Here is a 19,093-nt window from a genome sequence, read left to right on the forward strand (position 1 = left end):
GTGACTGCAGCGCGGGACTACCTGGCGCAGACCGAGGACCTGCGCCGGGTGTCCGAGCACCTGTTCCTGGATCAGCAGACGATCATGCCGCCGGCGGCCACCGAGGACCGCGCCCGGCAGATCGGGCTGCTGGAGCGGATGATCCGGGACCGGCTGGCCGCCGACGAGTTCGCCGCACTGCTCGACGCGGCCGAGGCCGAGGCCCCGGACACGGTGTGGCTGGCGGCCGCGCGCCGCGACCTGGACCGGGAGCGCCGCCGGCCGGCCGCCGCCCAGGAGGCGTTCGCCTCGGTGGGGATCCGGGCCAACAGCGCCTGGCGGACCGCCCGGGAGCAGAACCGGTGGCAGGACTTCGCCCCGTGGCTGGCCCGCATGGTGGAGATCAACCTGGAGGTGGCGCAGGCGCTGGGTCACGACGAGCACCCGCACGACGCGCTGCTCAGCGTCTACGACCCGGGGCCCGGCACCGCCGAGCTGGACAGCCTGTTCGCGCGGCTCCGCCCGGAGCTGGTCCGGCTGAGCGCGGGCCGCCGGCAGGTGGAGGTCACCGAGTCGCCGGTGGTCCCGCCGGACACGCTGCTGGCGATCGCCGCCGACGTCTGCCGGCTGGTCGGCTTCGACCTGGAGCGGGGCGCGCTGGCGTTCTCCCCGCACGGGTACACCAACCCCGGGGGCCCGAACGACGTCCGGGTCACGTTCCGGGCGGACCGGCCGGTGGTGGCCACCCTCGGGACGGTGCTGCACGAGCTGGGCCATGCGCTGTATGAGCAGGGAGTGGACCCGGAGCTGTGGGGCACCAGCGCGGGCCGCGGGGTGATGCCCTATCTGCACGAGTCGCAGTCGAAGTTCTGGGAGAACATCGTCGGACGGCGGGGCGATCTGATGCCGGTGCTCGCCGACCTGATCGCCGCGCACCTGGGGCCAGGAGTGCCGGGCTGCTCGGCGGAGGAGATCGGGAACCTGTTCCTGCACGGCCCGATGTCGATGATCCGGACCGAATCGGACGAGATCTCGTTCAACCTGCACATCCTCCTGCGCTGGGAGGTCGAGCGGGGGCTGTTGTCCGGGACGCTCGCCGTCGACGACATCCCGGACCTGTGGTTCGCCCGCAGCGTGGAGTACTTCGGCCGGGAACCGCGGGACATGGCGGAGGGGCCGTTGCAGGACCCGCACTGGTGCCGGCGGTACATGGGCCTGTTCACCTCCTACGTGGTGGGCAACCTCGCCTCGGCGCAGTTCGCCGAGGCGCAGGCCGCCGACGGGGTGGACATCGGCGCCGCGATCGCGGTCCGCGACCTCGGCCCGGTGCTCGGTTGGCTGCGCCGCGAGGTGCACGCGCCCGGGCGCAGTCTGCCGATGACCGAGCTGCTGACCCGCACCACCGGACGGCCGCTGGACGCCGATCCGTACCTGCGTCACATGAGGGGGCGGTACGCGGACTGAGCCGCGCGGCCGCCCACTCCCCCGACGCCCACACCCTCGAACCCGACGGCGCGCCGCGCCGTCATCCGGTCGTGCCTCGATCCGTCGCGTCCACGGCCGTCCCCATCCGCCCGTCCGATCGGAAGGAACCACCATGTCGTCCGTCAACGCCCTGTTCCCGCCCACCGTCCTCGACTGGGACGCGGGGGCGCCCTACGTCACCGATCCCGGCCAGGTGCTGGACATCCCTGCCGGCACCCGTGCCAGCTTCCGGGTGCCGATCGCGCGTCGCGCCTCCGGGGAGAACCTGGCGATCACCGTGCACGTCGCCCGCGGCCGGCAGGAGGGTCCGGTGCTGGGCCTGATCGCCGCCGTGCACGGCGACGCGATCTACGGTTCGCACATCGTCCGCGAGGCCTACCGGCGTCTCGACCTGGACGAGCTGTCCGGCACCGTGATCGCGGTGCCGGTGGCCAACCCGGTGGCCTTCGAGTCGCACACCCGCGCCACCGGCCAGGGCTGGAACACGGACATGAACAACATGAACCGGGTGTTCCCGGGCAGCGCGGGCGGATGGGTGAGTCAGAAGCTCGCCGACGGTCTGGCCCGGTTCGTGCTCGACCACGTGGACGCGGTGCTGGACTACCACTGCGGCGGTGACACCTCCATCGACTACACCCTGGTCAGCGGGGACAGCACCGAGGCCGAGCGCCGGGTGCAGGACTTCACCCGCCTGATGGCGACCCCGCTGGTCTTCGTGCACGACAAGGATCCGTACTCCGGCACCGTGGACGAGTACGTACGGGGCCGAGGCAAGCTGTGCATCGTCGCCGAACAGGGTGGCAACACCATGCCGGAGGGCTTCCTCGACCTGTCGATGCAGCGGGTGCGCAACTTTCTCACCGGTCTCGGCATGGTGCCGGGGGACCCGATCCTGCCGGATCGGCAGCTGGTGATGCGGGAGCGGTTCCTGGTGCGGATGGACCACGGCGGCCTGTTCGTCCCGGCGGTCGGCATCGAGGCGCTCGCCACCGTGGTGGACGGCGGGACCTTGCTCGGCACCGTCGTGGACCCGCACTCGATGGAGGTGCTCCAGGAGGTCCGGGCGCCGTACGAGCGCTCCGCGATCCTGATGTCCCGGCCTGGGCTGTCCCGGGTGAACCCCGGCGACTACGGCTACATCATCTCCCGGGCGGACACCGGGGTGTGGGTGGACGCCCCCGCCACGTCGCGGATCGCGGTCTGAGCGGCCGGCGGCGGTGCACCGCACCGCCGCCTCGCGTCCGCCGCACCGCCTCTCCGGTCGGTACCCGCCCCCGCGTGCCGCCCCCTCGCGCGTGAGTTCGGTACTTCCGCACTGAAATCGGTACCCGCGTGACCGAACTCGGCGCCGACGTACCGAACTCGGCGTAGCGCAGGGCGGTCGGCTCGGCGCGGTGCGGGCGGCGCGGGGCGGTCGGCGGGCGATCCGGGAGAATGGCACCCGTGCACACCGATGGCTCCGCCCCGACCGCCGACCCCACGCTGACCGAGGCCCTGCGCGCCGACCTCGTCGCGGCGGACTTCACCGTCGACGGCGTGGAGGACCTGCTCGGGCCGACGGCCGCGGCCGCCCTGCACCGGGAGGAGCCGCTGCCCGCCCTGCGTGCCACAGAGGCGGCCTCCGATCCGCGCGCCGCTCTCGTGCGCGCCTTCGTGCTCGGCACCGAGGTCCCGCGGGTCGCCCTGGACGCCGCCCTGCCCGCGCTCGGCGTCGACGGCGCGGTGCGTCTCGGTCTGGTGGAGACCGACACCGACGCCGTGCGCGCCCGGGTCGACCTGCGCCCCTACGAGGCGGCCGACGGCGCCGGACAGGTCGACTGGTGGATCGCCTCCGACCTCGGCGAGCTCGCCACCGGAGGCGCCCTGCGCACCGACCACGTGCTCGGCGTCGGCGGTGCCTCGACCACCCTCGCGCAGGTCACCGTGCGCGACCCGCGCGGCCGGACCCTGGACCTGGGCACCGGCTGCGGCATCCAGGCGCTGCACGCCGCCCGGCACAGCGACCAGGTGGTCGCCACCGACATCTCCGCCCGGGCGCTCGACTTCGCCCGGTTCAACGCCGCACTGGCCGGCACCGAGCTGGACCTGCGCGCCGGTTCCATGCTGGAGCCGGTCGCCGGGGAGCTCTTCGACCTGGTGGTGTCGAACCCGCCTTTCGTGATCACCCCGCGCGGCCGGGCCGACGTGCCGCAGTACGAGTACCGGGACGGCGGCCGCACCGGTGACGCGATCGTGCGCGAGCTGATCACCGGGGTCGGCGGTGTCCTGGCGCCCGGCGGTGTGGCGCAGCTGCTGGGCAACTGGGAGGTCCGTCGCGGGGAGGCCTGGCACGAGCGGGTCGCCGCGTGGCTGGACGAGTCCGGGCTGGACGGCTGGGTGGTGCAGCGCGAGAGCCAGGACCCCGCCCAGTACGCCGAGACCTGGATCCGGGACGGCGGCACCTCCCCGGACCGCGACCCGGCGGGCTGGCGGGAACGGTACGGCGCCTGGCTGGACGACTTCGCGCAGCGGGACGTCGAGGCGATCGGCTTCGGCATCGTGGTGCTGCACCGCCCGCTCGACGGCCGGACCACCACGCTGCGGCGCTTGGAGGAGGTCACCGGCACGGTCCGGCAGCCGCTCGGTCCGGTGATCTCCGCCGCCCTCGCCGCTCACGACCGGCAGACCGCGCTCACCGACGTGGAGCTGTCCGCACGGCACCTGCGGGTCGCGCCGGACGTTACCGAGGAGCGCTACCTGCGACCCGGCGACACCGACCCGCAGATCGTGCTGCTCCGCCAGGGCGGTGGCTTCGGGAGGACCGTGCAGGTCGGCACGGCGCTGGCCGGCTTCGTCGGCGCCTGCGACGGGGAGCTGTCGGTGGGGCAGATCGTCGGCGCGCTGGCCGCGCTGCTCGGCGTCGGCGCGGACGCGGTGGCGGCGGACGTGCTGCCGGAGGTGCGCGGGCTGCTCACGGACGGGCTGCTCGTGGAGTAGTCCACACAGCGTGGCCACAGCGTCGTGCTACGGCCACCCCAGGACCGCTCCCTAGCGTCGGGCCAGCGGCGCGGGTCGAGTGCGAACTCCCCGCGTCATCCGGACCGTCGTGAGGGAGAACATGCTGTCGCTGTGGAGGCGAACCCGGCCGTGGGTGCGGGTCGTGAGTGTGAGTGCGGTGGTCGTGCTGCTCGCCGTGGCGGGGACGGGGGTGTACTGGTTCGGCTTCCGGAACGACTCCGCGACGGCCGCCGACGCCGGGTCCACCACCACGACCGTGACGGCGAGCACCACCACCTTCGAGCAGTCGGTGTCCGCCACCGGCACCCTCACCCCGGCGGTGCAGGAGGACGTGAGCTTCGCGGTCTCCGGCACGGTGACCTCGGTGGACGTCGCCGCCGGTGACACCGTCACCGCGGGGCAGCAGCTGGCCACCGTGGACACCCTGCAGCTGAACGCCGACCTGCTGTCCGCCAAGAGCGACCTGGTCAGCGCGCAGGCCGACCTGACCGACGCCGAGGACGACGCGGACGGCTCGGACTCCTCCGACGCGCAGATCGCCTCGCTCACCGCGCAGGTCGAGGTCAAGCAGGCCGCCTACGACGCGGCGGAGGAGGACATGGCCGCGGCCACCCTCACCGCGCCGGTCGCCGGGCTGCTGACCGAGGTGAACGTCGCGGTCGGCGACGCGGTCACCGGCTCCGGCTCGTCGGGGTCCTCCGGGTCCTCCAGCGGCTCGAGCGCGGACGCGATGGGCGGCGGCTCGACCACCTCCACCACGACCACCAGCTCCACGTCGCAGTTCGTGATCATCGGCACCGACTCGTGGTCGGTGGACGTCACGGTGGACGAGACCGACGTCGCGCTGATCGCGGTCGGGGACCAGGTCGAGCTGACCGGCGACTCCCTGGACGAGACGCTCTACGGCACGGTCTCCGAGATCGGGCTGGTCTCCTCCAGCACCGGCGGCGTCGCCGCCTACCCGGTGACCATCGAGCTCACCGGCTCCCCCGAGGGACTGCACGACGGCACCTCCGTCACCGCCGAGATCATCTACGAGCGGCGGACGAACGTGCTGGCCGTGCCGAGCGCCGCGGTGACCACGGAGGACGGCCAGTCCGTCGTCACGCAGGAGGGTGCGGACGGCGAGCAGGTCAGCACCGTGGTCACCGTCGGCGAGACCTCCGGGACCATGGTCGAGATCACCGACGGCCTGGCCGAGGGCGACGAGGTGCTGGTCACCACGTTCACCCCGGGCGCCGGGTCCGGCAGCGGCTCCGGCGACGACACCCAGCAGGGCCAGATGCCGGAGATGGGTTCGGGCGAGATGCCGGACTTCAGCTCCGGTGAGATGCCCGGTGGCGGCCAGATGGGCGGCGGTCAGATGGGTGGCAGCAATGGCTGAGCTGCTCCTGGACTCCGGCGCCCTGGTGTCGGGCGAGCCCGGCGATCCGGTGATCGAGCTGGCCGGGGCCCGCAAGACCTACCGTTCCGGCACGATCGAGTTCGAGGCGCTGCGCGGGATCGACCTGCGGATCGGCACCGGCGAGTACGTGGCGATCATGGGCCCGTCCGGTTCCGGCAAGTCGACCCTGATGAACATCATCGGCTGCCTGGACGTCCTGACCGAGGGCAGCTACCACCTGGCCGGCGAGGATGTCGGTGAGCTGGACGAGGTCGATCTGGCCGAGGTGCGCAACCGACGTCTCGGTTTCGTCTTCCAGCAGTTCCACCTGCTGCCCGCGCTGTCGGCCTGGCGCAACGTCGAGCTCCCGCTGATCTACCGCGGCATCCCCGCGCACGAGCGGCGCGAGCGGGCCGTCGCCGCGCTGGAGCGGGTCGGTCTGGGCGAGCGCCTGGACAACCGGCCGGGTGAGCTCTCCGGCGGTCAGCAGCAGCGGGTCGCGGTGGCGCGCGCGCTGGTCGGCGAGCCGGCCCTGATCCTGGCGGACGAGCCGACCGGCAACCTGGACTCGGTCTCCACCGAGGACGTGCTCGCGCTGTTCGACGAGCTGCACGAGCAGGGCCGCACCATCGTGCTGATCACGCACGAGCTGGAGGTCGCCCAGCGCGCCCGCCGGATCGCGTTCGTCAAGGACGGCCTGGTCCAGTCCGACGAGGTGAACCCGCGATGAGCTGGGCCGAGACCTTCCGCACCAGCTGGTCCGCGGTGCGCGGGCACAAGCTGCGCTCGCTGCTCACCGTGCTGGGCATCCTGATCGGCATCGCCGCGGTGATCCTCACCGTCGGCCTCGGTCTGGGCACCCAGAAGGACGTGAGCCAGCAGATCAGCTCGCTGGGCTCCAATCTGCTGATCGTCACGCCCGGGTCGAGCACCGATTCCGACGGCCTGCGCGGCGGCTTCGGCACCGCGGCCACCCTGACCCGGTCGGACGCCGAGGCGCTCGCGTCCTCGGTGAACACGCCGGACGTCGGCGCGGTGGCGCCGGAGAAGGAGTCGTCCACCTCGGTCGAGGCGAACGACACCAACTGGACCACCACCGTGGTCGGCACCACCGTCGACTGGCTGGACGTCCGCTCCCGCAGCGTCACCTCCGGCGAGTTCTTCACGCAGGACGACGACGACAGCGGCGCCCTGGTCGCGGTGATCGGACAGACCACCGCCACCGAGCTGTTCGGCACCACCAACGTGGTCGGCCAGTCGCTGACCATCGCGGACACGTCCTTCCAGATCGTCGGGGTGCTGAGCTCGGCCGGGTCGAGCACCGACTCCGACCTGGACGACATCGTGGTGGTGCCGCTCACCACAGCGGCCAACACCGTCTCCGGCGGGCTGGACCGCAACGCCCTGAGCACCGTTTACATCCAGGCGGCGTCGGCGGATCAGCTGTCAGCGGCGTACCAGGAGTCGCAGACCCTGTTGCTCAACCTGCACGGCATCACCGACGCGGACTCCGCGGACTTCACCATCGACTCCCAGGACTCGCTGGTCAGCACCGCGACCTCCGTCTACCAGACGCTGACCGTGCTGCTCACCGGCATCGCGGCGCTGTCCCTGCTGGTCGGCGGCATCGGGGTCATGAACATCATGCTGGTCTCGGTCACCGAGCGGACCCGGGAGATCGGTCTGCGCAAGGCCCTCGGCGCACCGCCGTGGGCGATCCGGCGCCAGTTCCTGGTCGAGGCGGCCGTGCTCGGCCTGGCCGGCGGTCTGCTCGGCGCGGCGCTCGGCATCATCGGCGCCTACACGCTCCCGTCGGCACTGGGCACCTCGATCGTGATCTCCGGTGCGGCGGTCGGCGGCTCGGTGGCCGTCGCCATCGCGATCGGGATCGTCTTCGGGGTCTACCCCGCCACCCGCGCGGCCAAGCTCGCGCCCATCGACGCCCTGCGGTCCGAGTGACCGCGCCCCACCTGAGGAGAACCATGTCCCGCACGCTCACCACCCGTTCCCGCACCCTGCTCGCACTGCCCGCCGCGGCCTCCGTCCTGGTGCTGCTCGCGGCGTGTTCGTCCAGCTCGGACGACAGCAGCTCGGTCGCCACCTCCGACAGCGACAGCAGCTCCAACGCCCAGCCCGCCGGCGGTGACCAGATGGGCGGTGGTGGCGTCTCGGGCGAGATCGCCGCGGTCTCCGACGCGCTGATGCAGGTCCAGGGCGACGACGGCCAGACCGCCGTCACCTGGGATGACAGCACCAGCATCACCCAGACCGTCTCCGCGGCCCTGACCGATATCACGGTCGGCGTCTGCGTCACCGCGGTGGTCGGCGACGACGACCTCGCGACCAGCATCGCGATCAGCCAGCCGGTCGACGGCGAGTGCACCGGCGGGTTCGGCGGCGGCATGGTCGGCGGTGGCGGCATGCCCAGCGGTGACGGCGCCGACTCCGGCGAGGCCCCCGCCGACATGCCGACCGGGATGCCCGAGGACGGTGAGATGCCGGACGGCGCGCCCACCGACATGCCCGAGGGCGGCGGATCGGGCGGCGGCTTCGGCCAGGTCACCTCCGGCCTGGTCACCGCGGTCGACGGCACCAGCATCACCGTGGACGCGGTGTCGATGGGCCAGCCCGGCGACGACTCCACCGAGTCCACCACCGAGTCGACCACGGTCACCGTCGGCGACTCGACCACCTACACCACCAGCGCCGACGCCGACTCCACCGCGATCACCGTCGGCCGGTGCGTGGTGGCCCAGGGCGAGCAGGACGACTCCGGCCAGATGGCCGCGACCAGCCTGACCCTGTCCGACGCCACCGACGGCAGCTGCTCCACCGGCTTCGGCGGCGGCCGCCCGCAGGGCTCGGAGGACTCCGATGCGTGACCTGCTGCGCCGGCACCGCGCCGCCCCGACCGGGCCGCGCTCGTCGTCCGCACGTCGCCGGGTGCTCCGTCGCCGCCGCCTGGTGACCGGCGGCGTGGCCGGGGCGCTGGTGCTCTGCCTGCTCGGTGGGGGAGTCGCGCTCGCCTCCCGCTCCGGCAACTCCGGGTACACCACGGCCATCGCCGCGGTGGACGGGGTGGACCAGACCATCGACGCCACCGGCACTGTCTCCTCCGCCACCCTGCTGGACCGGTCGTTCTCGGTCGCCGGCACCGTCGGCTCGGTCGACGTCGCGGTGGGTGACACGGTGACCGCCGGACAGGTGATCGCCTCGCTGGACGTCACCTCGCTGCAGGAGGCGGTGGACGACGCCGAACAGGTGGTCGCCGACGCCGAGCAGAAGCTCGCGGACGACAAGGACTCCCAGACCTCCTCCAGCAGCTCGTCCAGCTCGTCGTCCTCGTCCTCGACGTCGACCTCCTCCGGCTCGTCCGCGCCGACCACCGGCACCGAGTCCGGCACGGGCGGTGGATCCGACGCCGGGACGGGGTCCGGCACCGGCTCCGGCGAGGCCTCGGGCACGGACACCGGCTCCGGGACCGGGACCGGCACCGGTCAGGGCGGTACCGGCGGCGACACGACAGACCCCGCCGTCACCGAGGCGATCACCGCCGTCACCGCCGCCCAGGAGGCTCTGCTGGCCCAGTACCAGACCGCGCAGGCGGCGCTGGCGACGTCCAGCACCGCGGTCACCGACTCGTCCACCCTCTGCCAGCCGTTCCTGGACGCGACCGCGGACACCGGGGCGGACTCGGGCTCGACGGACCCGGGCACCGGGACGGACTCCGGTTCGACGGACTCCGGGTCGACCGACTCGGGGACCGACTCCGGTTCGACGGACTCGGGGTCGACCGGTACGGGATCGACCGACGACGGCACCACCGAGGACGCCACGGCCACCCCGGCCGCGTCTCTCACCGGCACCGGCACCACCGTCTCGCTGGTCGCCGCGGTCTCCACCGACACCACCGACACCACGACCGCGGACGACCTGGCCGCGTGCCAGCAGGCGATCACCGACGTGCTCACCGCGCAGACCGCCGTCGACGAGGCCCAGCAGGCCCTCACCACCGCCGCGGACACCCTGAACGCGGCGGTCGCCACCGCCCAGCAGGCGCTCACCGACGCGGCGTCCTCCGACGCGGGCTCCACTGATGCGGGCTCCACCCCGGACACGTCGACCGACTCGGGTACGTCGACCACCCCGTCCACGTCGACCGACTCGGGCACCTCGACCCCGGCCACCGGCGGCACCGATTCCGCGTCGGCCGCCACCGGTTCCAGCGACACCTCCGGCGGATCGTCAGCCGGCAGCTCCGGCAGCGGCTCGTCCGGCTCCAGCATGTCCGGCTCGGGCAGCACCGGTGGCTCGACCACCGCCACCGCCGCGGACCTGCTCGCCGACCAGGCCGCGATCGACCTGGCGAACGCCGACCTCGCGCTGGCCCAGAGCAAGCTGGACCTGGTCGACCTCACCAGCCCGGTGAGCGGCACGGTCGCAGCGGTGTCCATCGCGGTCGGCGACGAGGTCGAGGCCTCGTCCAGCTCCGCGGTGATCACGATCATCGGCGACGACGGCTACCTGGTCTCGACCACCGTGTCGCTCAGCCAGGTGGATCTGGTCGAGGTCGGGCAGGAGGCCAGCATCTCGGTGACCTCGCAGGACGACACGCTCACCGGCACGGTCAGCTCGATCGGGGTGCTGAACTCCTCCAGCTCCTCCGACCCGGCCTACACGGTCGAGATCGCGGTCGACTCCCCGGACGTGACGCTGTTCAACGGCTCGTCCGCCCAGGTCTCGATCGCGGTGGCCGCTGCCGACGACACCCTGACCGTCCCGTCCTCCGCCGTACACCTGGACGGCAGCACCGCCACCGTGCAGGTCCTGCGCGACGGCAGTGTGGAGGAGGTCGAGGTCGAGCGCGGGGCAGTCGGCTCCGAGCTCACCGAGATCACCGACGGCCTGTCCGAGGGCGACGAGGTCGTGCTCGCCGATCTCGGCCAGTCGCTGTCCACCGATGACGACGAGGAGGAGTCCACCGGACTGACCGGCCTGGGCTCGTCCTCCTCCGACTCCTCGGACTCGGGCAGCTTCACCCCGCCCGACATGGGGTCGTTCTCCGGCGGCCAGATGCCGGGCGGTGCACCCGGACAGTGACCCCCGCGCGCCGGGGCGGACGCGGAGGCGCCCCGCCCCGGCCCGCGCACTCCCGCCCGCGCAACACGTGCCCGCGCAATCCCCGCACGCGCACTCAGGGCGGTTGCGTCACCGAGAGGCCACGAAGCGTCGGACATTTCGCCCGGCGAGCGACGGTTCGTGGCTTCTCGGCGCCACGGGCGGCGCGCGGGTGGAGGTCGGCCAGAGTTGGGGACGGGGAGCGGGGCACCGGCTGCGCGGGTGACGGATAGGCTCCGGCTGATCGGACCGCAGCACTCGGAGGTTCCCCGCATGACCCAGAACACCACCGGACAGCCCCGGGCCGCCGTGCTCGGCGGCGGCGTGATGGGCGAGGCCCTGGTCTCCGCCCTGCTCACCGCCGGATGGGACATGGACGACGTGGCGGTCACCGAGCGCAGTGCGATCCGGGCCAACGAGCTGTCCAGCCGCTACGGCGTCCGGTCCGCCGACCCGAACCCCAAGACGGTCCGCTCCGCCGGTCTGGTGCTGATCGCGGTCAAGCCGCAGGTCGTCCCCGAGCTGCTCGCCGAGATCGCGGACTCCGTGCGGCCCGGCACCCTGATCGTGTCGGTCGCCGCCGGGATCCCGCTGTCGGTCTACGAGCAGGCGCTGCCCGAGGGCACCCCCGTGGTCCGGGTCATGCCGAACACCCCGGCGCTGGTCGGCAAGGGCGCGTCCGCGATCGCCCCCGGTTCCCATGCCACCGACGAGCACCTGGACCTCGCCGAGCGCGCCCTGGCCGCCACCGGCCTGGTGGTCCGGGTGCAGGAGAAGGACCTGGACGCGGTCACCGCGATCTCCGGATCGGGTCCGGCGTACGCGTTCTACCTGATCGACGCGATGGCCGAGGCCGGGGTGCTGCTCGGCCTCGGCCGCGACCTGGCCACCCGACTGGCGGTCGCCACCGTCGAGGGCTCCGCGACCCTGGCCGCCCAGACCGGCGATCACCCGGTGGTGCTCCGCGAGCGGGTGTCCTCGCCGGGCGGCACCACCGTCGCCGGAGTGGCACAGCTGGACGCGCACGGGGTGCGGGCCGGAGTGGTCGCCGCCGCCCGGGCCGCTCACGACCGCTCCCGTGAGCTGGGCGAGGCCGCCCGCGCCCCGAGGGACTGAGCCCGTCATGACCGATCACCCCCGCCCGCCCGCGATGAGTGACGTCGCCGCGCGGGCCGGGGTGTCGCACCAGACGGTGTCCCGGGTGCTGAACGACCACCCGAGCGTCCGGCCCGAGACCCGGGACCGGGTGCTGGCGGCCATCGCCGAGCTGGGCTACCGCCGGAACAGCGCCGCCCGTGCCCTGGTCACCCGGCGCTCCGGCGCGTTCGGCGTGCTGACCACTGCCACCGGGCACCACGGACCGGCCAGCACCCTGCTGGAGGTCGAGCGCGCCGCCCGCGAGGTCGGCTACTACGTCTCGGTCGCCGCGGTCGACCGGTTCGAGTCGGACACCCTGCACTCCGCCCTCGACCACTTCATGGACCAGGGCGTGGAGGGGGTCGCCATCATCGCCCCTCAGGTCGACGTGGCAGAGGCGGTCACCGCGTTCGCCGCTCCGGTGCCCACCGTGATGGTGACCTCCGGTGGTGGCCGCTCGTCCGCCGACGGTCTGGTCAGCGTCGGGGTCGACCAGCGGGCTGGGGCCAGGGATCTGGTCCGGCACCTGGTCGGGCTCGGACACCGGGACATCGTGCACCTGGCCGGTCCGCAGGACTGGTTCGACGCCCGCGACCGGTTGGCCGGCTGGCAGGAGGAGTGCGCCGCCGCGGGCCTGGACACCCGCGAACCGGTCCGCTGCGACTGGTCGGCGGACGCCGGGTACCGGGCCGCCCAGCAGCTGATCGCCGACGGTCTGCCCTCCGCGATCCTGGCCGCCAACGACCAGCTGGCGCTGGGCGTGCTGCGCGCCTGCTGGGAGCACGGCATCGACGTGCCCGGTCGTCTCTCGGTCACCGGGTTCGACGACGAGGTCGGTGCCGGTTTCTACACCCCGCCGCTGACCACGGTGCGCCAGGACTTCGCCGCGCTCGGCCGCGCCGCCGTCGACGCGCTGGTGCGGTCGCTGGCCGGGGAGCCTGCCGCCGACGTCTCGCTCTCGGCGACGGTCGTCCTGCGCGCCAGCACCGCCGCCCCGCACTGACCGCAGGGTTTCTGACCCACCCCAACCCGAACCCCGCACCCGCACTCCGGCCGCGCTCCGCGACGTTCTCGCGAGATCGGCATCTCGCCCCGGCCTCCTGGCGTGTCGCCCCGCGTGTCCGGCGCGAACTGCCGACCTCGCCTGCGGGTCGTGTGGCCGGGCGCCGGGATCACGTGGCCCAGCGCCCAGGGATCACGTGGCCCTGCGCCGGGGGTCGTGCGGCCGGGCGCCCGGGGATCACGTGGCCCGGGGCCGGGGGTCGTGTGCCCAGCGCCCGGGGATCACGTGGCCCTGCGCCGGGGGTCGTGCGGCCGGGCGTCCGGGGCTCGTGTGGCCCGGCGCCCATGGCTCGTGTGGCCCGGCGCCCGCGGCTCGCACCGGCCCCGACCCACGGTCCGCCCAGGCTCACCCCGTGGCGCGCACCGGCGCTGGCCTGCGCGGTCGCCGGGGACGGGGACCGCCGCCGTGTCCGGCCTCGACGGGAGCGCTATGTGAGCGCTAACATCAGCACAGGCCGCTGACGTCCGTCGGTGACCGCCGCCCGCCGACCCCTCGGCACGGGCCCCGAACCGATGGAGGAATCGGCGATGGCGCAGGACACCACCTGGCTGGGCATCGAGCTCGGCTCCACCCGGATCAAGGCCTGTCTGATCGGGGCCGACCACACGCCGCTGGCCACCGGCTCGCACGCCTGGGAGAACCAGTTCGTCGATCGGCTGTGGACCTACTCGCTGGACGACGTCTGGTCCGGGCTGCGTGCGGCGGTCGCCGACCTGCTCGCCGACGCGGCCGACAAGGGCGTCCCGGTGACCGGGATCTCCGGGCTGGGCATCTCCGCGATGATGCACGGCTACCTGGCCTTCGACGCCGAGGACCGGCTGCTGGTGCCGTTCCGCACCTGGCGCAACACGAACACCGGCGCCGCCTCCGCCGAGCTCACCGAGCTGTTCGGCACCAACATCCCGCTGCGCTGGTCCATCGCCCACCTGCACCAGGCCGTGCTGGACCATGAGCCGCACGTGCCAGAGCTGGACTTCGTTACGACGCTCGCGGGGTACGTGCACTGGCAGCTCACCGGGCAGAAGGTGCTCGGGGTCGGCGACGCGTCCGGCATGTTCCCGATCGACCCGGCCACCCACGACTACGACGCGACGATGGTCGCCGCCTATCCCGGCCCGGACGTCACCGCGCTGTTCCCGCGGGTGCTGGTCGCCGGTGCGGACGCCGGCACGCTGACCGCCGAGGGCGCCGCCCTGCTCGACCCGAGCGGCACCCTGACCGCCGGCACCCCGCTGGCTCCGCCGGAGGGTGACGCGGGGACCGGCATGGTCGCCACGAACTCGGTCGCGCCGCGCACCGGCAACGTCAGCGCGGGCACCAGCATCTTCGCGATGGTGGTCCTGGAGCAGCCGCTCGCCCAGGTGCACCACGAGCTCGATCTGGTGACCACCCCCGCGGGCGACCTGGTCGCGATGGTGCACTGCAACAACGGCGCCAGCGAGCTCGGTGCCTGGGCGGAGGTCTTCGGCCAGTTCGCCGCGGCCGCCGGGCACCCGATGCAGCCGGACGAGGTCTACGGCGTCCTGTTCCGCGCGGCACTGGACGGCGCCCCCGACGGCGGTGGCCTGATCGCCTACAACCACCTGTCCGGAGAGCCGATCGCCGGGCTGACCGAGGGCCGTCCGATGGTGGTGCGCACCCCGGACAGCACCCTCGACCTGCCGAACTTCGCCCGGACCCAGATCGCCGGGGTCTTCGGGACGCTCAGCCTCGGCATGCAGGTGCTGGCCGGCGAGGGCGTGGCGATCGACAGCATGTTCGCGCACGGCGGCCTGTTCCGGACCGCCGGGGTGGCCCAGCGACTCCTCGCCGCCGCGATCGGGGCGCCGGTCGCCGTGGGGGAGACCGCCGCGGAGGGCGGGGCCTGGGGCATCGCGGTGCTCGCCGCGTTCCAGGGCCAGGCCGACGGCGCCTCCCTCGACGACTACCTGACCCACCGGGTGTTCGGCGACGCGCGCCTGGACGTCACCGACCCGGACCCCGCGGACGTCGCGGGCTACGCCACCTACCTCGACCGTTACCGCGCCGGGCTCGCCGCCGAGCGGGCCGCCGCCGACGCGATCTGACCGACGCACCCCTGGAGGATCCATGCCCCTCACCGACTACCCCGAGCACGTCCGCGAGGCGGTCGCCGCCACCCGCGAGGTCGTCGCCCGCCTGCACGCCGAACTGCCCCGCTGGGGCCTGGTCGTCTGGACCGCCGGCAACGTCTCCCAGCGGGTGGTCGTCGATCCGGAGCACGGTCCCTCCGAGCGCGACCTGCTGGTGATCAAGCCCTCCGGCGTCACCTACGACGAGCTGACCCCCGAGTCGATGGTGGTCTGCGACCTGGACGGCACCCTGGTCGACGGCGAGCGGAGCCCGTCCAGCGACACCGCCGCGCACGCGTACGTCTACCGGCACCTGCCGGAGGTCGGCGGCGTCGTGCACACGCACTCGACCTATGCCACCGCCTGGGCCGCACGCGCTGAGCCGGTGCCGTGCGTGCTGACCATGATGGCCGACGAGTTCGGCGGCCCGATCCCGATCGGCCCGTTCGCCCTGATCGGCGACGACTCGATCGGCCGCGGCATCGTCGACACGCTGCGGGAGTCCCGCAGCCCCGCGGTGCTGATGCAGAACCACGGCCCGTTCACCATCGGCCAGGACGCCAAGGCCGCGGTCAAGGCCGCCGTCATGGTCGAGGAGGTCGCCCGGACGGTCCACATCTCCCGGCAGCTCGGTGACCCGCTGCCGATCCCGCAGGACAAGGTCGACTCGCTGTTCGACCGCTACCAGAACGTCTACGGCCGCTAAGGAGCCAGCACATGACCTCACCCCACGAAACCACTCGCTCCGCTCCCGCTTTCGCGGGGACCCCGAGGACCAAGCACTACGCCGACCGTGAGGTCTGGTTCCTCACCGGATCGCAGGACCTCTACGGCGAGGACACCCTGCGCCAGGTCGCCGAGCAGTCCCAGCAGGTCGCCCGCACCCTCGACGAGGCCGCCGACGTGCCGGTGCGGATCGTCTGGAAGCCGGTGCTCAAGGACTCCGGCAGCATCCGCCGGGCCGTCCTGGACGCGAACGCCGACGACCGGGTGCTCGGTGTGATCACCTGGATGCACACCTTCAGCCCGGCCAAGATGTGGATCGCCGGGCTGGACGCCCTGCGCAAGCCGCTGCTGCACCTGCACACCCAGGCCGGGGTCGAGCTGCCCTGGGACAGCATCGACATGGACTTCATGAACCTGAACCAGGCGGCGCACGGCGACCGGGAGTACGCGTACATCGCCACCCGGCTGGGCGTGCCGCGCACCACCGTGGTCGGCCACGCCACCAACCCGGCCGTGGCCAAGCGGGTCGGCACCTGGTCGCGCGCGGCCGCGGGCTGGGCCGCCACCCACGAGCTGAAGCTGGCCCGGTTCGGCGACAACATGCGCAACGTCGCCGTGACCGAGGGCGACAAGACCGAGGCCGAGCTGCGGTTCGGCGTCTCGGTGAACACCTGGGGCGTGAACGACCTGGTGGCCGCGGTGGACGCGGTCTCCGACGCCGAGGTCGACCGCACCGTGGCCGAGTACGAGGACCTGTACGAGGTCGTCGCCGAGCTGCGCCGGGGCGGGGAGCGGCACGACTCCCTGCGCTACGCCGCGCGTCAGGAGGTCGCCCTGGAGACCCTGCTGACCTCGCTGGGGGCCCGGGCGTTCACCACCAACTTCGAGGACCTGGGCGCCCTGCGCCAGCTGCCCGGCATCGCGGTGCAGCGCCTGATGTCCAAGGGCTACGGCTTCGGTGCCGAGGGCGACTGGAAGACCGCCGTCCTGGTGCGCGCGGCCAAGGTGATGGGCGAGGGGCTGCCCGGCGGTGCCTCGTTGATGGAGGACTACACCTACGACCTGACCCCGGGCGCGGAGAAGATCCTCGGCGCGCACATGCTGGAGGTCTGCCCCTCGCTGACCACCAGCACGCCGCGGGTGGAGATCCACCCGCTGGGCATCGGCGGCAAGGAGGACCCGGTGCGGATGGTCTTCGACGCCGACCCGGGGGAGGGCGTCGTGGTGTCGATGGCGGACATGCGCGACCGCTTCCGGCTGACCGCCAACGTGGTGGACGTGGTCCCGCCGTCGCAGCCGCTGCCGAACCTCCCCGTGGCCCGTGCGGTCTGGGAGCCCCGGCCGGACTTCGCCACCTCCGCCGAGGCCTGGCTGACCGCGGGCGGCGCGCACCACACCGTGATGTCGACCGCCGCGGGCATCGACGCCTTCGAGATCTTCGCGGACATCGCGGGGACCGAGCTGCTGGTGATCGACGAGCACACCACCCGTCGTGGCTTCCGCGACCAGGTGCGCTGGAACCAGGTGTACTACCGGGTGGCCCAGGGTCTCTGACCACCTCCGGCCCGACGACGCCCGTCCCTCCGCGCGAGGGGCGGGCGTCGTCGTGTGTTCGGGCTCTTGAGTTTGTTCAGCGAACCCAGCCACCCACTCGGCGGATGTGAGCATCGCATCCGAGACCTCCGGACCTGCAGGTCACGCACGCTTCTGACCTGCGTTAACGCTCACATCAACCGGGTGCGACCCGTCGTTATCCACTTGCAACCTACGGCCGTCCGACGTTGGCTTGACTTCTTGAAGTCAACCCCCGAGAGTTTCAGCGTGCCCGGCACCGACGCCTGAAGGTGCACCGCGGACGACCCGATGACGGTCCGTCCCGGCTCAGGGGGAAACGAGCGATAGGTACGACGGTGGCCGACGTGCCACCGGTGACGACGAGGTCAGCACCCCTCTCAAGGAGGAGAAGGACATGAAGAGCATCAAGTTCGCGGTCGTGGCCGGGGCGCTCGCCCTGGGCCTGGCGGCGTGCTCCGGCGGTGGCGCCGGCAGCAGCAGCGGTTCGGGCGACGAGAGCGCCGACCCCAGCGACCAGACGATCGGCGTCGCGATGCCGACCGAGACCTCGGAGCGCTGGATCGCCGACGGCAACGCCGTCAAGAGCCAGCTCGAGGACGCGGGCTACACCGTCGACCTGCAGTACGCGGCGGACGACATCCCGACCCAGTCCCAGCAGATCGACCAGATGATCACCAAGGGCGTCGACCTGCTGATCGTCGCCTCCATCGACGGCACGGCGCTGGCCAACCAGCTGCAGGCCGCCGCGGACGCCGGCATCCCGGTCATCGCCTACGACCGCCTGATCAACGGCACCGAGAACGTCGACTTCTACGTCACCTTCGACAACTACAACGTCGGTGTGCAGCAGGCGACCTCGCTGCTGGTCGGCCTCGGCCTGATGAACGCGGACGGCTCCGAGGGCACCGCCACCGGTCCGTTCAACGTGGAGCTGTTCGCCGGTTCGCTGGACGACAACAACGCGCACTTCTTCTTCCAGGGCGCGATGGACACCCTCCAGCCGTTCATCGACGACGGCACCATCGTCGTGAAGTCCGGCCAGACGGACATCGAGCAGGTCGCCACCCTGCGCTGGCTGCAGGAGACCGCCCAGAAGCGCATGGAGGACCTGCTCACCTCCAGCTACTCGGACGGCAGCAAGGTCGACGGCGTCCTCTCGCCCTACGACGGCATCTCCCGCGGCATCATCACGGCGCTGCAGAACGCCGGCTACGGCGACTCCATCGAGGCGGGCCTGCCCATCGTGACCGGTCAGGACGCCGAGATCGCCTCGGTCAAGCTGATCAACGACGGCGTGCAGTTCTCCACCATCTTCAAGGACACCCGCAAGCTCGCCGAGCAGGCGGTCACGTCCGCGGAGTCGTTCCTCCAGGGCGACGAGCCCGAGGCGAACGACACCGAGACCTACGACAACGGCGTGAAGGTCGTCCCGTCGTACCTGCTGGAGTCGGACATCGTCTACCAGGACAACATCCAGTCGCTCCTCATCGACTCGGGGTACTGGACCGAGGACCAGGTCGCCAGCGGCCAGGCCTGATC

General features: G+C 72.7%; 14 protein-coding genes. All 14 read left to right on the forward strand.

What is annotated here, in order from left to right:
* The 14 genes from OGL89_RS05330 (at nucleotide 1) to chvE (ending at nucleotide 19,091) form a co-directional block, all read left to right on the forward strand.
* Entirely contained in the window at nucleotides 1-1,443 is a 1,443-nt protein-coding gene (locus OGL89_RS05330; protein ID WP_263118862.1) for a hypothetical protein, read from the forward strand.
* A 133-nt stretch (nucleotides 1,444-1,576) separates the two neighbouring features.
* A complete protein-coding gene (locus OGL89_RS05335) occupies nucleotides 1,577-2,668 on the forward strand; it encodes a succinylglutamate desuccinylase/aspartoacylase family protein (RefSeq protein WP_263118863.1) in 1,092 nt (363 codons plus the stop codon).
* Nucleotides 2,669-2,907: 239 nt separating this feature from the next.
* Nucleotides 2,908-4,440, forward strand: a complete 1,533-nt coding sequence (locus OGL89_RS05340; protein WP_263118864.1) for a methyltransferase — start codon at nucleotides 2,908-2,910, stop codon at nucleotides 4,438-4,440.
* Nucleotides 4,441-4,603: 163 nt separating this feature from the next.
* Nucleotides 4,604-5,845 carry a biotin/lipoyl-binding protein gene (locus tag OGL89_RS05345; protein WP_263118865.1) on the forward strand — a complete coding sequence of 414 codons (1,242 nt, stop codon included), beginning with the start codon at nucleotides 4,604-4,606 and terminating at the stop codon, nucleotides 5,843-5,845.
* On the forward strand, nucleotides 5,838-6,575 hold the full coding sequence (locus OGL89_RS05350) for an ABC transporter ATP-binding protein (protein WP_276582037.1): 738 nt from the start codon (nucleotides 5,838-5,840) through the stop codon (nucleotides 6,573-6,575). The genes OGL89_RS05345 and OGL89_RS05350 overlap by 8 nt, the downstream gene beginning before the upstream one ends.
* Nucleotides 6,572-7,804 carry an ABC transporter permease gene (locus OGL89_RS05355; protein ID WP_263118866.1) on the forward strand — a complete coding sequence of 411 codons (1,233 nt, stop codon included), beginning with the start codon at nucleotides 6,572-6,574 and terminating at the stop codon, nucleotides 7,802-7,804. The genes OGL89_RS05350 and OGL89_RS05355 overlap by 4 nt, the downstream gene beginning before the upstream one ends.
* A 23-nt stretch (nucleotides 7,805-7,827) precedes the next feature.
* The gene (locus OGL89_RS05360) at nucleotides 7,828-8,727 is read left to right on the forward strand and encodes a DUF5666 domain-containing protein (protein WP_263118867.1); all 900 of its coding nucleotides are present in this window, start codon (nucleotides 7,828-7,830) and stop codon (nucleotides 8,725-8,727) included.
* Nucleotides 8,720-10,945, forward strand: coding sequence for an HlyD family efflux transporter periplasmic adaptor subunit (locus OGL89_RS05365; protein ID WP_263118868.1), 2,226 nt, complete (start codon nucleotides 8,720-8,722; stop codon nucleotides 10,943-10,945). The genes OGL89_RS05360 and OGL89_RS05365 overlap by 8 nt, the downstream gene beginning before the upstream one ends.
* Before the next feature lie 291 nt (nucleotides 10,946-11,236).
* A complete protein-coding gene (gene proC, locus OGL89_RS05370; RefSeq protein WP_263118869.1) occupies nucleotides 11,237-12,079 on the forward strand; it encodes a pyrroline-5-carboxylate reductase in 843 nt (280 codons plus the stop codon).
* Between the two features lie 7 nt (nucleotides 12,080-12,086).
* A complete protein-coding gene (locus OGL89_RS05375) occupies nucleotides 12,087-13,103 on the forward strand; it encodes a LacI family DNA-binding transcriptional regulator (protein ID WP_263118870.1) in 1,017 nt (338 codons plus the stop codon).
* Between the two features lie 587 nt (nucleotides 13,104-13,690).
* Entirely contained in the window at nucleotides 13,691-15,229 is a 1,539-nt protein-coding gene (locus OGL89_RS05380) for an FGGY-family carbohydrate kinase (RefSeq protein WP_263118871.1), read from the forward strand.
* Nucleotides 15,230-15,251: 22 nt separating this feature from the next.
* A complete protein-coding gene (locus tag OGL89_RS05385; RefSeq protein WP_263118872.1) occupies nucleotides 15,252-15,959 on the forward strand; it encodes an L-ribulose-5-phosphate 4-epimerase in 708 nt (235 codons plus the stop codon).
* Between the two features lie 11 nt (nucleotides 15,960-15,970).
* Nucleotides 15,971-17,533 carry an L-arabinose isomerase gene (araA, locus tag OGL89_RS05390; RefSeq protein WP_263118873.1) on the forward strand — a complete coding sequence of 521 codons (1,563 nt, stop codon included), beginning with the start codon at nucleotides 15,971-15,973 and terminating at the stop codon, nucleotides 17,531-17,533.
* A gap of 415 nt (nucleotides 17,534-17,948) precedes the next feature.
* Nucleotides 17,949-19,091, forward strand: coding sequence for a multiple monosaccharide ABC transporter substrate-binding protein (gene chvE / locus OGL89_RS05395; RefSeq protein ID WP_263118874.1), 1,143 nt, complete (start codon nucleotides 17,949-17,951; stop codon nucleotides 19,089-19,091).
* Nucleotides 19,092-19,093: the final 2 nt, after the last annotated feature.

Origin of the sequence: Cellulomonas sp. RIT-PI-Y, assembly GCF_025642745.1 — a bacterium.
GTDB lineage: Bacteria > Actinomycetota > Actinomycetes > Actinomycetales > Cellulomonadaceae > Cellulomonas.

What these genes read in the sequence shown, in the direction of transcription:
- OGL89_RS05335 (WP_263118863.1), top strand. Translation starts at nt 1,577, where the DNA reads ATGTCGTCCGTCAACGCCCTGTTCCCGCCCACCGTCCTCGACTGGGAC.
- OGL89_RS05350 (WP_276582037.1), top strand. Translation starts at nt 5,838, where the DNA reads ATGGCTGAGCTGCTCCTGGACTCCGGCGCCCTGGTGTCGGGCGAGCCC.
- OGL89_RS05355 (WP_263118866.1), top strand. Translation starts at nt 6,572, where the DNA reads ATGAGCTGGGCCGAGACCTTCCGCACCAGCTGGTCCGCGGTGCGCGGG.
- OGL89_RS05360 (WP_263118867.1), top strand. Translation starts at nt 7,828, where the DNA reads ATGTCCCGCACGCTCACCACCCGTTCCCGCACCCTGCTCGCACTGCCC.
- OGL89_RS05365 (WP_263118868.1), top strand. Translation starts at nt 8,720, where the DNA reads ATGCGTGACCTGCTGCGCCGGCACCGCGCCGCCCCGACCGGGCCGCGC.
- proC (WP_263118869.1), top strand. Translation starts at nt 11,237, where the DNA reads ATGACCCAGAACACCACCGGACAGCCCCGGGCCGCCGTGCTCGGCGGC.
- OGL89_RS05375 (WP_263118870.1), top strand. Translation starts at nt 12,087, where the DNA reads ATGACCGATCACCCCCGCCCGCCCGCGATGAGTGACGTCGCCGCGCGG.
- OGL89_RS05380 (WP_263118871.1), top strand. Translation starts at nt 13,691, where the DNA reads ATGGCGCAGGACACCACCTGGCTGGGCATCGAGCTCGGCTCCACCCGG.
- OGL89_RS05385 (WP_263118872.1), top strand. Translation starts at nt 15,252, where the DNA reads ATGCCCCTCACCGACTACCCCGAGCACGTCCGCGAGGCGGTCGCCGCC.
- araA (WP_263118873.1), top strand. Translation starts at nt 15,971, where the DNA reads ATGACCTCACCCCACGAAACCACTCGCTCCGCTCCCGCTTTCGCGGGG.
- chvE (WP_263118874.1), top strand. Translation starts at nt 17,949, where the DNA reads ATGAAGAGCATCAAGTTCGCGGTCGTGGCCGGGGCGCTCGCCCTGGGC.